This window comes from Variovorax sp. P4_B10 (assembly GCF_056402375.1).
The window spans coordinates 26,253-40,900 of sequence record NZ_JBFUHN010000045.1 but is presented as its reverse complement, the minus strand read 5'-3'; the positions used below and the strand labels follow the sequence as shown (position 1 = coordinate 40,900).

The following is a 14,648-nucleotide window of genomic DNA, read 5'->3' as shown; positions in this document are numbered from 1 at the left end:
GACGAACTCATGACTTATTGCGTAGGCATCAAACTCAACGCCGGATTGGTGTTTCTCTCCGACTCGCGCACGAACGCGGGCGTGGACCACATCAGCACCTTCCGCAAGATGATCGTCTACGAGAAGCCGGGCGACCGGGTGATGGTGCTGCAGTCTTCGGGCAACCTGAGCATTTCGCAGTCGGTGCGCGAGATCCTGCAGATCGAGGAACTGCGCGAGGTCCGCGAAGACGGCACGCAGGGCGACCCGATCACCATCTGGAACGCCAGGAGCATGTTCGACGCCGCGCGCGTGCTCGGCTCGGCGGTGCGCCATGTGTACGACCGCGATGCCGAGGCGCTCAAGCATGCGGGGCTCGACTTCAACGTGTCCTTCATCTTCGGCGGGCAGGTCAAGGGCGAAGGCATGCGCCTGTTCCTGGTCTATGCCGCGGGCAATTTCATCGAAGCGACCACCGAGACGCCCTACTTCCAGGTGGGCGAATCGAAGTACGGCAAGCCGGTGCTCGACCGCGTGCTCACGCCCGAAACCCCGCTCGACGAGGCCGCCAAGTGCGCGCTGGTGTCGATGGACTCGACCATGAAGTCGAACCTCTCGGTGGGCCTGCCGCTCGACCTGGTGGTGTACGAGGCCAACAAGTTCGAGACCGACCGGGTGATCTGCATCGATGCCGACAACCCCTACTACCGCATGATGCACAACAGCTGGGGCCAGAAGCTGCGCGAGGTGTTCGACAGCATCGAGGACCCGGTGTGGGACGACGCCGCCACCGAGCATCCGCTGAAGATGCCGGCAACCCGCCACAGCCCGCTGCGCAAGATCTCCACACCCGACGAAAAGCTGATCTGAACCCCGTGCCTCCGGTCGTCTTCTCGCACGGCAACAGCTTCCCTGCGAGCACTTACCGCGTCGTTCTCGACAGCCTGCGCAACCGCGGCTTCGAGGTCGATGCCATCGAGAAATTCGGGCACGACCCGAAGTACCCCGTCACCGACAACTGGCCGCACCTGGTGCAGCAGCTGGCCGACTTTGCCCAGCTGCGCGCCGACCGCGCGGGCGGGCCGGTGTTCCTGGTCGGCCATTCGCTCGGGGGGTTCCTGAGCCTGATGTGCGCGGCGCTGCACCCGGCGCTCGCGCGCGGCGTGGTGCTGATCGATTCGCCGATCCTCGGCGGATGGCGCGCCAACACGCTCAACGTGGTCAAGCGCACGCCGTTCATGAAGAGCATTTCGCCCGGCGCCATCAGCCGCAGGCGCAAGAACACCTGGGCGCACCGCGAGGCGGTGTTCGAGCACTTCCGCAGCAAGAAGGCCTTTGCGAAGTGGGACGAGCAGGTGCTGCACGACTACATCGACCACGGCACCTTCGACGGCGACAAGAGCGGCGACGACGGCCGCCAGCTGAGCTTCGACCGCGACGTCGAAACCGCGATCTACAACACCCTGCCCCACAACCTCGGCGCGCTGCTGCGCCGCCATCCGCTCAAGTGCAAGGCGGCCTTCATCGGCGGGCGGCAATCGGCCGAGATGAAGCAGGTGGGCATGGCGATGACCGAGCAGGTCACCAAGGGGCGCATCACGATGCTCGACGGCAGCCACCTGTTCCCGATGGAAAAGCCGCTGGCCACGGCGGCGGCTGTCGAAGCGGCGCTGCGCAACCTGCTCTGAACGCCCGCGTCACCCCCTGGTGACGTGCACCCCCGGCCGCTGGCCGGCATTCCATTGGCCGCCGATGGCCCGCTCGATCTGCGCTGCCAGCTGCAACAGCAGGCCGTCGTTGGCCTGGGCCGCCTGTGCCTGGATGCCGAGCGGCAGGCCGTTCTCCTGGCTGGCCATCGGCAGCGAGATGCCCGGCATGCCGCACAGGTTGGCCAGCGGCGTGTAGGCGAAGTTCTGCCAGAGGTTGGCGAACCAGTCGTGCACCGAGGGGTTGGTGCTGGTCGTCAGGTACGCGCTGGTGCCGACCTTGGGCGTGGGCAGCGCGGTGACCGGCGTGAGGATGATGTCCCAGTCCTGGAAGAAATTGCCGAAGGCGCGCGAGGTGGTGTTGAACACCGCCTGCATCTTCGAGCGCTCGGTGTACGAGGTGTGCAGGCCCGCTTCCCAGATCTTGATGTTGATGGGCTCCAGCAGCTCCGCTGGCGGTTTCTCGAGCCCCAGCCGCGCGAGTTGGCCCGCGATGACCTGTGCGAAGTTGCTGATGTAGCAGGTGGTCTGGGCGGCAAAGGCCGTCTGGAAGTCGACCTCGGGCAGCGCCCATTCGACGTGATGGCCCAGGCCTTCGAGAAAACGGCCGACGCGCTCCAGCTCGGCCACGAAATGCGGCGTCGCGCGGAAGTCGCCCCACGCGTGCGACAGCGCGATGCGCAGGCGGCCCGGGTCCTTCTTGATGAGCTCGCTGTACGGCTCGGCCGGCGACCAGAAGGGCATGAACTCGCCGGGCGCACCGCCGCGGCAGTGGTCGACGAAGGCCGCCGTGTCGCGCACGGTGCGGCTGTGGCAGCCCTGGATCGATACCAGCCCCGAGAGGTCCGACAGGCCGGGCGCCAGCGAGAACACGCCGCGCGACACCTTCAGGCCGATGTTGCCGTTCACGCCGGCAGGGATGCGGATGGAGCCGCCGCCGTCGGTGGCGTGGGACAGCGGCAGCACGCCGGCCGCAACGGCTGCGGCCGTGCCGGCCGACGAACCGCAGGTGGTGTATTCGAGATCCCACGGGTTGCGCGTGGTGCAGAGCGCGTTCTCGGCCGAGCTGCAGACGCCGAACTCGGGCGTGGTGCTGCGGCCCACGATGTTGAGACCCGCCTTGCGCAGTTGCTGCGTGAGGAAGCTGTCCGCCGCCGGGCGATGGCCCTGCATCATCATCGAGCCGAACTCCTGCAGCCGGCCCTTCAGCGTGGGGCCCAGGTCCTTCATCAGGTAGGGCAGGCCTGCGAACACGCCCTCGGGGTTCATGCCGTCCTTCAGCGGATCGGCCACCACGTCGTCGAACACCTCGACCACCGCGTCCAGTTGCGGGTTGAGCTTCGCGATGCCGGCCGCCGCCTGGGCCGCCAGCTCCGCCGCCGTCACGTCGCCCTTGCGCACCCGTTCGGCCAACCCGATGCCGTCGTGATCGGCCCATTCGTTCCAGCTCATTGCCAGCGTCATCTCATGTTCTCCATTTCGCATCAAAAAAGTATGTCGTCTCAAGGCCATCCGAAGCCGAGCCTGAGCAGCATCAGCGTACCTGTGCCGACCAGGATCGTGCCGGTCGCATCGTTCCGCCGGACAAGGTAGTAGGCCAATGCAGCGCCCACTGCAAAGAGGCGCGCGTCGCGCCAGTCGGCCAGCATGTGTCCATTGCTCAGGAAGACGTCCGGCAGCACCATCGCCAGCAGGGCCGCGACCGGCGCATGGCGCAGTCCGCGCCACAGCCAGCCGGGCAGCTTCGGCTCGCTGTCCGGCAGCAGGAAGAAGCTGCGGGTGAGCACGGTCACCCCCACCAGCGCCCCCACGGCCAGCCAGACGTACGCGTCGTGACCCAGGTGCATCATCAGCGCGCGCTCCACCGGCGATCGGCCCAGGCGCCGGCCACGAAGGCCGTGGCAATCGCCGCGACCACGTTGAGCCCCATCGGCCACGAGGCCGTGGCCAGCGCGACGGCGCCCGCGGCCAGCGCCGAGCAGCGCACGGCGCGGTCGGTGAGCATCGGCAGCGCGAGCGCCAGCAGTGCGAGCACGCCGATGAAGCGAAGGCCCCACGCCGCGGGAATCGCGTCGGCCAGGAAGATGCCCGCAAGCGACGCCACATGCCAGGCCGCCCAGTTGGTCAGTGCCAGCCCGAGGAAGTAGCCCTGCTGCTGCGGCGTCGCACGGCCGGTGGGCAACGGCTCCGGATGCCGCTGCACGAACTGCGCATACACCGGATCGCCAGCGAGGTAGGACAGCAGCACGCGCGCCAGCCGACGGTGCCGACCGAAGTAGCGGCGCCAGTTCGCGCTGAACACGACGAAGCGCAGGTTCAGCACGCAGGCCGTCGCAACGATCACCCACAGCGGCGCGCCGGCTGCGATGAGCGGCAGGCAGGCCAACTGCGATGCGCTCGCGAACACCAGCAGCGACATGGCCAGGATCACGCCCAGCCCGACACCGCTCTTGGCCATCGCCACGCCGGCCACGAGCCCCATGGCCATGGTGCCGAGCGCGGCGCCGGCGATGTCGCGCCGCCCCTGCGCGAACGCGGCGCGCCACGCCGGATCGTCGATCGATGTGCGCCAGGTACTGCGCACGCTCACTGCCGGCTCGCCAGTTCCGCACGCGGCGCGGCCGCCAGCAGCCGCCGCGTATAGTCGTTGGCCGGTGCGTTGAACACCTGGCCGGTGGCGCCCTGCTCCACGATGCGGCCCTGGCTCATCACGATCACCCGGTCGCACAGCTGCGCAGCCACGCGCAGGTCGTGCGTGATGAACAGGATGCCCAGGCCCAGGTCGCGCTGGATCTCGCGCAGCAGGTCGAGGATCTGCGCCTGCACCGACACGTCGAGCGCCGACACGGCCTCGTCGGCCACCAGCACCTGCGGCTGGCAGGCGATGGCGCGCGCAATCGCGAGGCGCTGGCGCTGGCCGCCGGAGAACTGGTGCGGGTAGCGGTCGAGCGCGGTGCGCGGCAGCTGGATGCGGTCCATCAGCTCTTCGGCGGTCCGGCGCGCGTGCAGCCTGCTCAGGCCGAAGTTCATCGCGCCCTCGACCATCGACGAGCCCACGGTGCGCCGCGGGTTGAGCGAGCGGTTCGGGTCCTGGAACACCACCTGCACGCGCGAGCGCAGCGGCCGCAGGCGGCCTTCCGGCAGGTTGCGCACTTCGGCATCGCCCCACAGGATGCTGCCCGTGCTCGGCGCGATGAGCCGGATCATGCAGCGCGCGAAGGTCGATTTGCCCGAGCCCGACTCGCCCACCACGCCGACCGTCTCGCCGCGGTGCACCGACACGCTCGCGTCCTGCAGCGCGGTGTTGTGCTTCGCGCGGCCCATCCAGTCGCGCCGCGTGTAGACCTTGCCGACACCCGTGCCGCTGAGCAGCGGCTTGCCGCCCGGCAGCGAACGCGCGGGCGGCGGCGTCATGCCCGGCACGGCGTCGAGCAGCATGCGCGTGTAGGCCTCGCGCGGGCTGCGCAGCACCTGTTCGCACGGGCCCTGCTCCACCAGCGCGCCGCGGTGCATCACCATCACGTCGTCGGCGATCTCGGCGACCACGCCCATGTCGTGCGTGATGAAGAGCACCGCGCTGCCCTGCTCCGCCTGCAGCTCGGCGATGAGCTTGAGGATCTCGGCCTGCGTGGTCACGTCCAGCGCGGTGGTCGGCTCGTCGCAGATCAGCAGGCGCGGCTTCAGGATGATGGCCATCGCGATCACGATGCGCTGCCGCTGCCCGCCCGAGAGCTGGTGCGGGTAGCTCGCATGGATGCGCGCCGGGTCGGGCAGCCGCACGCGCTCGAAGATCGAGAGGATGTGCGCCTTGCGCTCGGCCGCGCTCCACGATGTGTGCGTGCGCAGCAGCTCGTCGACCTGCTCGCCGCAGCTCAGCACCGGGTTGAGCGCGGTCATCGGTTCCTGGAACACCATGCCCATGCCGGTGCCGCGCAACTGGCGCAGCCGCTTGTCGGAGACGAAGCGGCCCTGCTCGACCAGCGTTTCGCCGGACAGGATCACCTGGCCCGCCTTGAGCGTCAGCCCCTTGGCCAGCAGCCCCATCACGGTCGTGGCCAGCACGGACTTGCCGGAGCCGGATTCGCCCACGATGCACAGCGTGCGCCCGGCCTCGATGCGCAGGTCGAGCCCTTCGATGGCATGCGGGCGGTCGGCGTCGGACGGCAGCGCGACCTGCAGGCCGCGCACTTCGAGGATCGCGGCGCTTCGGTTGGAATCGGTCATGGAATCGGCGCCTCAGACGCGTTTGGAAAACTTGGGGTCGAGCACGTCGCGCAGCCCGTCGCCGAGCATGTTGATCGCGAGCACCGTGGGGACCAGGAAGAGCGCCGGGAACAGCACGTTGCCGGGGCTTTGCGAGAACTGCACGCGCCCCTCGGCCATGATGTTTCCCCAGGTCGGCACATCCGACGGCAGGCCCAGGCCGAGGAAGCTCAGGATGGCCTCGGTCAGCACGGCCGAGGCCGCGATGAAGGTGCCCTGCACGATCAGCGGTGCGAGCGCGTTGGGCAGGATGTCGCGCCAGAGGATGGTGGCGTCGGCGGTGGCCAGCGCGCGGGCCGCTTCCACGAAGGGCTCGTCGCGCAGGCTCATCACCAATGCCCGCACCAGCCGCGTGACGCGCGGCACCTCGGGCACGGCGATGGCCAGGATCACGGTCGGCAGGCTGGCGCCGAGCACGGCCACCAGCGTGATCGCGAGCAGCACGGCCGGAATGGCCATCACGCCGTCCATCACGCGCATCAGCACCGCATCGACAGCGCGGAAGTAGCCGGCCAGCATGCCCAGCAGGCAGCCGAAAGCGATGGCGACGAAGGCGGTGAACAGGCCCACCGTCATCGAGATGCGGGTGCCGTAGAGCACGCGGCTCCACACGTCGCGCCCGACGCTGTCGCTGCCCATCCAGAAGGTGTGGGCGAACTGTGCGCCGTCGGGCATGGTCACCTGGCCCGCAGTACCCGCGCCGACCGAGATGAAGCCCGGGTCCATCGCGGACGGATCGAAGGTGCCGAGCCAGGGCGCGAGGACGCCCAGCAGCGCCAGCGCGGCTAGCACGACGATGCCGCCGCGCACGGCGCTGTGGCGCCAGAGTCTCTTGAGGGTGTTCATGATCGGTAGCGGAATCAGTAGCGAATCCGAGGGTCGAGGAAGAGATAGCTCACGTCGACCAGCAGGTTGACGGCAACGTAGACCACCGCGAAGAACAGCACCACGCCCTGCAGCACCGGAAAGTCGCGATTCAGCACCGCATCGACCGTGAGCTGGCCGAGCCCCGGAATGGCAAACACCGTCTCGGTGACGACCACGCCGCCCAGCAGCAGTGCGGCGCTGACACCGATCACCGTGACCACCGGCACCGCGGCGTTGCGCAGCGCGTGGTGCTTGAGCACTTCCAGCTCGGTGATGCCCTTGGCGCGCGCGGTGCGGATGAAGTCTTCGGTGAGCGCCTCGCTCACCGCCGCACGTGTCACCCGCGACAGCAGCGCCACGTAGGTGATGGCCAGCGTGAGGCACGGCAGCACAAGCTGGTTGAGCCACGGCCCCACACCGTCGCCGATGCGCCGGTAGCCCTGCACCGGAAACCACTGCAGCTTCATCGCCAACAGGTAGATCAGCACATAGCCGACCACGAACACCGGCACCGAAAAGCCAGCCACCGAGAAGGCCATCACGGCCTTGTCGAGCCAGCCGCCCATGCGCCATGCGGCCAGCGTGCCCAAGGGCAGCGCGATGGCCACCGCCAGCAGCAGCGTGCCGCCGGCCAGCGAGAGCGTGGGCTCCATGCGCTGGCCGATGAGTTCCAGCACCGGCTTGTTCAGGAAGAACGAGAAGCCCAGGTCGCCGTGCAGCACGCCGTTGCCCCAGATCGCGAACTGCGTCCACAGCGGCTTGGTCAGGCCGAGCTGCACGCGGATGCGGTCCAGGTCTTCGTTGGTGGCGCTGTTGCCGCCGATGACGGCTGCGGGGTCGCCGGGCGTGAGGCGCACGATCATGAAGATCGCGATCGCCACGACCAGCAGCACGGGGACGGTGGCGAGCAGGCGCTTGCCGAGGAAGGTCAGCATGGGCGGACGCTCTTATTGCTTCTTGATGTTCCAGTACACCTGCGCACCGGCCGGCACCAGGCCGCTCACGTTCTTGCGCACCGCGGCGGGCTGGTTGTACTGGCCGACGGGCACATGCGTGGCGGTCTCGAAGGCGCGCAACTGGGCGGCCTGCGCGAGCTTCTTCTTCTCGGCGTCGGTCTTGGCCTGGGCGAACTGCACCTTGATTTCCTCGAGCTTCGCGTCGGTCTGCCAGCCGAACCAGCCCTTCTCGCCGGTGGCGTTCATCATGGCCATGGTGATCGGGTTGAGGATGTCCGACGCGGTCCACGAGGTCATGAACGCGCTCCAGCCGCCGGCCGTAGGCGCATCCTTCTTGGCGCGGCGCGCCACCAGCGTGGACCAGTCCATCGACTGCATGTCGACCTTGAAGCCGGCCTGCTCGAGCTGCTGCTTGGCCACCAGCGGCAGCTTGCCGATGGTCGGGTTGTCGGTCGGGCGCATCAGCACCACGGGCTCGCCCTTGTAGCCGGCGTCCTGCAGCAGCGCCTTGGCCTTCTGCGGATTGGCGACGCCGGTGTAGTCGCCGGTCTGCTCCGACTCGAACAGCGTGCCGCAGGGGAACATGCTCTTGCAGTAGCGCGTGAGGCCGGGCGTGCCGACCTGGGTGCGCAGGAAGGCCTCCTGCCCCAGCGCCACCAGCGCGGCGCGGCGCACCTTCTCGTCGTTGAACGGCGGCTGCAGGAAGTTGAAGCGCAGGATGAACTGGTTGCCCGCGGGCTGGGCGTCGACCAGCTGGATGTCGGGGTTGGTGCGCAGCGTGGCGTACTGCTCGAAGGCGGGCTGCTCGAGGATGTCGGCCTCGCCGTTGAGCAGCGCATTCATCTGCGTCTGTGCGTCGCGGATGATGAGCCACTCCACGCGGTCCACGTACACGTTCTTGCCGCCGGCCGTGCCCGAGGGTGCTTCGGCGCGCGGCTTGTAGCGCGTGTTCTTGGTGAACACCACGCGTTCGCCGGGGCGGAACTCGTCGGCCTTGAAGACGTAGGGGCCGGAGCCGATCGACTCCTTGATCTGCGTGTCGCCCGATGTGTCGGCAACGCGCTTGGGCATGATGAAGGGCACGTTGGACGACGGCTTGCCCAGCGCTTCGAGCACCAGGCCGAAGGGCTCCTTCAGCACGATCGAGAAGGTCCTGGCATCGGGCGTCTCGTAGCGCTCGGTAACCTTGGAAAGCTGCGCACCGAAGGTGTCGCGGCTGGCCCAGCGCTTGATGGAGGCCACCACGTCTTCGCTGGTGACGGGCTTGCCGTCGTGGAACTCGAGGCCGTCGCGCAGCGTGAAGGTCCAGGTCTTGTTGTCGGCGGACACCTTCCACTTGTCGACCATCTGCGGCTTGATCCGGCCTTCGAGGTCGGTGGCGAAGAGCGTGTCGTAGACCATGTAGCCGAAGTTGCGCGTCACGTAGGCGGTGGTCCAGATCGGGTCGAGCACCGTGATGTTGCTGCTCGGAATGATCTTGAGGGTGGTGGTCTGCGCCATCGCGGGAGCGAAGGTTCCGGCGGCCGCGCCGGCCAGCAGTGCGGCGGCGCCCCATCGGGCAAGGCGGCGCGACAAGGAGCCGGCCGGATGGGCGGGCGAGTGCGAGAAGAGCTGCGGTTGCATGTGATTTCCTGAAGTGATGGAACGCGGTGCCGGCACCCGGATGGCATGCGGCGGCGAGGGCTCCATTGGGTCAGGCGGCGGAAGAAATGCATATATACAGTTGAATCCTTCTGTAGTAGAACAGTCGCCGTCCGTCCCCCTGTTGGGGCTTTCTGCGCCCACAAACCGTGCATGCCTTTGCCGTGATCGCCCTCGACCCTTCGCTGCCCACGCCCCTGGTTCGCCAGCTCTACGACGCCCTGCTGGCGCAGATCGCATCGAGTGCGATGAAGCCCGGCGACAAGCTGCCTTCGGTGCGCGCACTCGCCAAGGATTGCGAGGTGAGCACCATGACCGTGACCAACGCCTACCAGCGCCTGGTCGCCGAGGGCCATGTGGAGGCGCGGCGCGCCAGCGGCTACTACGTTGCCGAGGTGGAGCGCGCCGCCACGCGGCGCAAGCCCTTCCTGGGGCGCACCTCGGTCGACTCGCTCTGGCTGCTGAAGCATGTGTACGAAGACGACCGCACCCTGCTCAATGCGGGCTGCGGCTGGGTTCCGCCCGAAATGCTGCACATAGACGGCGTGCGGCGCGCGCTGGCCGCGCTGTCGCGCAAGTCCGCCGCCGGGCTCGCGAACTACGGCACGCCCTACGGCTACCTGCCGCTGCGCCAGCAGATCCAGACGCTGCTCGCGCAGAAGGGCATCGAGACCGCGCCGCACCAGATCGTGCTGACGCACGGCGCCTCGCAGGCGCTGAACCTGGTGGCGCGCTGCCTGCTGCAGCCGCGCGACGTGGTGCTGGTGGACGAGCCGGGCTCGACCAACCTGTTCGCGATGCTGCGCTCGATGGACCTGAAGCTGGTCGGCGTGGAGCGCACGGTGAACGGCCCCGACCTCGCGGCGCTGCAGGCGCTGGCGCAGCGCCATGGCGCCAAGGCCTTCTTCACCACCACCAACCTGCACAACCCCACCGGCAGCCAGTGCACGCCGGCCGTGGCCTACCAGATGCTGCGGCTGGCCGAGCAGCTCGACTTCCACATCGTCGACAACGACGCCATGGCCGGCCTCGAGCCGCCCGGCGCCACCTCGCTCGCGAGCCTCGACCGGCTGCAGCGCGTGATCCACGTCGGCAGCTTTTCCAAGACGGTATCGCCCAGCCTGCGCGTGGGTTTCGTGGCCTGCAACGAGGAGTTCGCCGAAAAGATGATCCTGCAGAAGATGGTCAACAGCCTGACCACCTCGGAGCTCACCGAGCGGCTGCTGCACGGCGTGCTGGTGGAAGGCCGCTACCGGGCGCATCTCGCACGCCTGGCCGAGCGGCTGCAGGCGGCGCAGGCCACCGTGTGCGACCGGCTGGAGGCCGCCGGCATGCAGCTCTTCACGCGGCCCGCGGGCGGGCCTTTTCTGTGGGCGCGTTTCGAGCGCGACGATGTCGACATGCGCGCGCTGGCGCAACGCGCCATCTCCGAGAGCTTCCTGCTCGCGCCGGGCGACCTGTTCCGCACCGACCTCCGGCCCACGCCCTGGCTGCGGTTCAACGTGGGCTATGCCGACGATCCGAAGCTCTATCGCTTCCTGGCGCAGGAGGCGCGCAGGCTGCGCCTGAAGGGCTGAGCACTCCGCCCGCCGGCTTTTTTTGCCGGCCCTGTCGGCCCGACGCATACTCGTTCGTCCTTGAAGGCAGGAGACAACGAAGGATGCCGCCGGCATGACCGACACCGCCTGGATCGCCACCACGCTCACCGCCTCGCGCCCGCGCGCGGTGGCGGCGCTGCTGCGCTACTTCCGCGATCTCGACACGGCCGAGGAAGCCTTCCAGGAAGCCAGCCTGCGCGCCCTGCAGCACTGGCCGGGCAGCGGCCCGCCGCGCGACCCGCTGGCCTGGCTGATCTTCGTGGGGCGCAACGCCGCGCTCGACGAGGTGCGGCGCCGCAACCTGCACGACGCGCTGCCCGAGGACGAAGCCGCCCTCTCCGACCTCTCCGACCTCGGCGATGCCGAGGCCCGGCTCGTCGAACAGCTCGACCGCGCGCACTACCGTGACGACGTGCTGCGCCTGCTGTTCGTCTGCTGCCATCCCGAGCTGCCGTTGACGCAGCAGATCGCGCTGGCGCTGCGCATCGTCTCGGGCCTCTCGGTGCAGGAGATCGCGCGCGCCTTCCTGGTGGGCGAAAGCGCGATGGAACAGCGCATCACGCGCGCCAAGAAGCGCGTCGCCTCGGCCGGCATTCCCTTCGACGCCCCCGGTGCGCGGGAGCGCGGCGAGCGGCTGGCCGCGGTGAGCACCACCGTCTACCTGCTCTTCAACGAAGGCTACTCGGCCAGCGGCGGCACCGAGCATGTGCGCGCGGCGCTGTGCGAAGAGGCGATCCGGCTCGCGCGGCTGCTGCGCGAGCTGTTTCCCGACGAGCCCGAGCTGATGGGCCTGGCCGCGCTGCTCCTGCTGCAGCATGCCCGCGCCGGCGCCCGGCTCGATGCGCAGGGCATGGTCGTGCTGCTCGAAGACCAGGACCGCGGCTGCTGGAACCGCGCGCTGATCGGCGAAGGCCTGGCGCTGGTCGAGGCCGCGCTGCGGCAAGGGCAGCCCGGCCCCTACCAGTTGCAGGCCGCGATCGCCGCCACGCACGCACAGGCGGCCCGTGCGGCCGACACCGACTGGGCCGAGATCGACCGGCTCTATGCGGTGCTCGAGGTGCTGCAGCCCTCGCCGGTGGTCACGCTCAACCGCGCGGTGGCGGTGGCCAAACTGCGCGGGGCCGAAGCCGCGCTCGCGATGATCGGACCGCTGGCCGGGCCGCTGTCGGCCTACTTCCATTTCCATGGCCTGAAGGGCGGACTGCTGATGCAGCTGGGCCGCCCGGCCGACGCGAATGCGGCCTTCTCGGAAGCCATCGCCCTCGCCCGCACCGCCGCCGAGGCGGCGCACATCCGCACCCTGCTCGACCGCCTGGCGGCGCCCGCCCCCTCCTCCACGATTCCATGACCACAGAAGGACGACCGATGCTCTATTCCATCCTGATCTACGGTTCCGAATCCGCCGTTGCCGCCTGGGCGCCGGGCGTCGAAGACGAGATGCTCGAACGCCACACCGACCTGCGGGACGAACTGCAGTCCCAGGGCCGGCTCGGCACGGTGCTGCGCCTGATGCCCGACACCGCCACCACGGTGCGCCGTGCGGGCGACGCCCATCCGCTGGTCACCGACGGCCCCTTCGCCGAGACCAAGGAACAGCTGATGGGCCTCTACATCGTCGACTGCGACACCCTCGAGCAGGCCCGGGACGCCGCCCGCCAGTTGGACTTCGAGAGCGGCGTGTTCGAGATCCGGCCGGTCACCTGGTACGACCCGGGCGTGATCGCCCCGCGCATTCCGCAGGTCTGATCGAAAAAAATTCCGACGGCGTTGTCGGATCGCGCCACCGGCCGGCGTCCTTGGTTCGAACGCCCGCATTCCGCCGGGCGCACACCAAGGAGAAACTCATGTCGTCGAATTCATTGAAGGACAGGCGCGCCGTCATCCACGGCGCTGGCGGCGCCATTGGCGGCGCGGTGGCCCGCGCCTTTGCCCGCGCGGGCGCGAAGGTGTTCCTCGCGGGCCGCACGCGCGCGAAGCTCGATGCCGTCGCGAAGGACATCGCCGCCGCCGGCGGCCGCGCCGAAGTGGCGGTGGTGGACGCGCTCGACGAAGCAGCCATGCTGCGCCACGCCAACGACGTGGCCGAACGGGCCGGCGGCATCGACATCGCGTTCAACGCCGTCGGCGTGATGCATGTGCAGGGCCGGCCGCTGTCGGCGCTCTCGCTGGAGGACTACTTCCTTCCGGTCCAGGCCTACACGCGCAGCAACTTCCTCACCGCGAAGGCCGTCGCCCCGCACATGGCGCAGCAGGGCGGCGGCGTGATCATTTCGGTGTCCACGCCGGCCTCGCGGCTGCCGGGGCCGGGCTATCTCGGCCACGCTGTGGCCTGTGCGGGCGTCGAAGCGCTCATGCGCCACATGGCGGGCGAGCTGGCGGCCTTCAATATCCGCAGCGTGTGCATCCGCTCGCATGCCATTCCCGAAGCCGCCGCAGCGGGCTCGCACAGCCGCGAGGTCTTCCGCCCGGTGGCCGAAAGCATGGGCATGACGGTCGAGCAGATGCTCGCGGCCAAGCCGACCGGGCTGCTGGTGAAGCGGCTGCCGTCGCTGGACCAGATGGCGGGCACCGCGGTGTTCCTGGCCTCGGAACACGCCGGCGCGATGACCGGCACGGTGGTCAACATGAGCGGCGGCGTGACGTTGGACTGACCCGCGTCCCCTTGACCCGCACTCACGCCGACGCCCGCACCGGGGACGGCATAGGTACCCCCCAAGGCGGGGTACGCGCGTCGATCCGCGCACAAAGCTGGCATTCCACAGAGAGCGATAGCTTCTGTTCACCCAATTCCCCCTGCATCGACGCGACTTGAAGATACGGGTGGCAATACCCTGCAACAATCCTTGAAAATAAGAACAAACGATCTACTGGCCTTGTCGCCGATCCGAATGCCGAGCCCATGTCCATGTCCCAGCTGGAAGTCGTCGAAACCGTTTCCTTGAGTCCCTCGCTGGTGGTCGAAGACGATCCGGCGATGCGCGAGCGCCTGGGTTATGTGCTGTCCACGCTCGGCTGCGACGAGCCGCAGATCGCCTGGGCCGACAGCATTGCCACGGCCAAGGGCCTGCTCGACGCGCAGAGCTTCGGCGTCGCGCTGGTCGACATCGGCCTGCCGGACGGCAGCGGGGTCGAACTGATCGGCTGGATGCAGGCGCACCACCGGCAGGTGCCCGCGGTGGTGATCTCGGCCTGGCGGACCGAGGAAATCATCTTCGCGGCACTGCGCGCCGGCGCCATCGGCTACCTGCTGAAGGAGCGCGACGACCTCGAACTGAGCATTGCGCTGCGCAGCATCGAGCAAGGGGGCGCGCCGATCGATCCGGCCATTGCGCGCCGCATCCTCGGCTGGCTTGCGGCACAGCAGCCTTCGCTGCCCACCGTGTTGGCGGCCGATGCGCCCGTCCCGCTGCCCGTCGCGCTGACCCCGCGAGAGCGCAAGATCCTCGAACTCGTGGCGCAGGGGCTGAGCAACCGCGACATGGCCGAATCGCTGTCGATCTCCAGGCTGACCGTGGAGTGCCACACCAAGAACATCTATCGCAAGCTGGCCGTCACCTCTCGCACCGAGGCCGTCTACCAGGCCCGAAAGCACGGCTTGCTGCACTGATCGGAGCCTGCTTCCTTCTTCTCCCAGCGCC

14 protein-coding genes are annotated in these 14,648 nt (G+C 68.8%); 7 read left to right on the top strand and 7 right to left on the bottom strand.

What is annotated here, in order from left to right:
• The first annotated feature begins 9 nt into the window (after window positions 1–9).
• Window positions 10–849 (top strand): proteasome-type protease, encoded by an 840-nt coding sequence (locus AC1DXX_RS20575; RefSeq protein ID WP_478136081.1) that lies wholly within the window; start codon window positions 10–12, stop codon window positions 847–849.
• A gap of 5 nt (window positions 850–854) precedes the next feature.
• Window positions 855–1,667, top strand: coding sequence for an alpha/beta hydrolase (locus AC1DXX_RS20570; protein ID WP_478136063.1), 813 nt, complete (start codon window positions 855–857; stop codon window positions 1,665–1,667).
• A 9-nt stretch (window positions 1,668–1,676) separates the two neighbouring features.
• On the opposite strand, the gene AC1DXX_RS20565 is transcribed toward AC1DXX_RS20570, so the two are convergent.
• The 7 genes from AC1DXX_RS20565 to AC1DXX_RS20535 are packed head-to-tail and all read right to left on the bottom strand — an operon-like array spanning window position 1,677 to window position 9,394.
• Window positions 1,677–3,149: an amidase gene (locus AC1DXX_RS20565; RefSeq protein WP_478136062.1), complete on the bottom strand. Its 1,473-nt coding sequence runs from the start codon at window positions 3,147–3,149 to the stop codon at window positions 1,677–1,679.
• A 38-nt stretch (window positions 3,150–3,187) separates the two neighbouring features.
• The gene (locus tag AC1DXX_RS20560) at window positions 3,188–3,535 is read right to left on the bottom strand and encodes an AzlD domain-containing protein (RefSeq protein WP_478136061.1); all 348 of its coding nucleotides are present in this window, start codon (window positions 3,533–3,535) and stop codon (window positions 3,188–3,190) included.
• The gene (locus tag AC1DXX_RS20555) at window positions 3,535–4,275 is read right to left on the bottom strand and encodes an AzlC family ABC transporter permease (RefSeq protein ID WP_478136060.1); all 741 of its coding nucleotides are present in this window, start codon (window positions 4,273–4,275) and stop codon (window positions 3,535–3,537) included. The genes AC1DXX_RS20560 and AC1DXX_RS20555 overlap by 1 nt, the downstream gene beginning before the upstream one ends.
• Window positions 4,272–5,909, bottom strand: coding sequence for a dipeptide ABC transporter ATP-binding protein (locus AC1DXX_RS20550; RefSeq protein ID WP_478136059.1), 1,638 nt, complete (start codon window positions 5,907–5,909; stop codon window positions 4,272–4,274). The genes AC1DXX_RS20555 and AC1DXX_RS20550 overlap by 4 nt, the downstream gene beginning before the upstream one ends.
• Window positions 5,910–5,921: 12 nt before the next feature.
• Window positions 5,922–6,794: an ABC transporter permease gene (locus tag AC1DXX_RS20545; protein ID WP_478136058.1), complete on the bottom strand. Its 873-nt coding sequence runs from the start codon at window positions 6,792–6,794 to the stop codon at window positions 5,922–5,924.
• Between the two features lie 14 nt (window positions 6,795–6,808).
• A complete protein-coding gene (locus tag AC1DXX_RS20540) occupies window positions 6,809–7,750 on the bottom strand; it encodes an ABC transporter permease (protein WP_478136057.1) in 942 nt (313 codons plus the stop codon).
• Between the two features lie 12 nt (window positions 7,751–7,762).
• Window positions 7,763–9,394: an ABC transporter substrate-binding protein gene (locus tag AC1DXX_RS20535; protein ID WP_478136056.1), complete on the bottom strand. Its 1,632-nt coding sequence runs from the start codon at window positions 9,392–9,394 to the stop codon at window positions 7,763–7,765.
• Between the two features lie 167 nt (window positions 9,395–9,561).
• Between AC1DXX_RS20535 and AC1DXX_RS20530 the strand changes: the two genes are divergently transcribed.
• From AC1DXX_RS20530 to AC1DXX_RS20510, 5 genes are all read left to right on the top strand, one after another.
• Complete coding sequence (locus AC1DXX_RS20530; RefSeq protein ID WP_478136055.1) at window positions 9,562–10,989, top strand: aminotransferase-like domain-containing protein; 1,428 nt, start codon at window positions 9,562–9,564, stop codon at window positions 10,987–10,989.
• A gap of 94 nt (window positions 10,990–11,083) precedes the next feature.
• Complete coding sequence (locus tag AC1DXX_RS20525; protein ID WP_478136054.1) at window positions 11,084–12,358, top strand: RNA polymerase sigma factor; 1,275 nt, start codon at window positions 11,084–11,086, stop codon at window positions 12,356–12,358.
• Window positions 12,359–12,375: 17 nt separating this feature from the next.
• The gene (locus AC1DXX_RS20520; RefSeq protein WP_478136053.1) at window positions 12,376–12,756 is read left to right on the top strand and encodes a YciI family protein; all 381 of its coding nucleotides are present in this window, start codon (window positions 12,376–12,378) and stop codon (window positions 12,754–12,756) included.
• 98 nt (window positions 12,757–12,854) lie between these two features.
• Window positions 12,855–13,661, top strand: a complete 807-nt coding sequence (locus AC1DXX_RS20515; RefSeq protein WP_478136052.1) for an SDR family NAD(P)-dependent oxidoreductase — start codon at window positions 12,855–12,857, stop codon at window positions 13,659–13,661.
• 248 nt (window positions 13,662–13,909) lie between these two features.
• On the top strand, window positions 13,910–14,617 hold the full coding sequence (locus tag AC1DXX_RS20510) for a response regulator transcription factor (RefSeq protein ID WP_478136051.1): 708 nt from the start codon (window positions 13,910–13,912) through the stop codon (window positions 14,615–14,617).
• The last annotated feature ends 31 nt before the right edge of the window (window positions 14,618–14,648 follow it).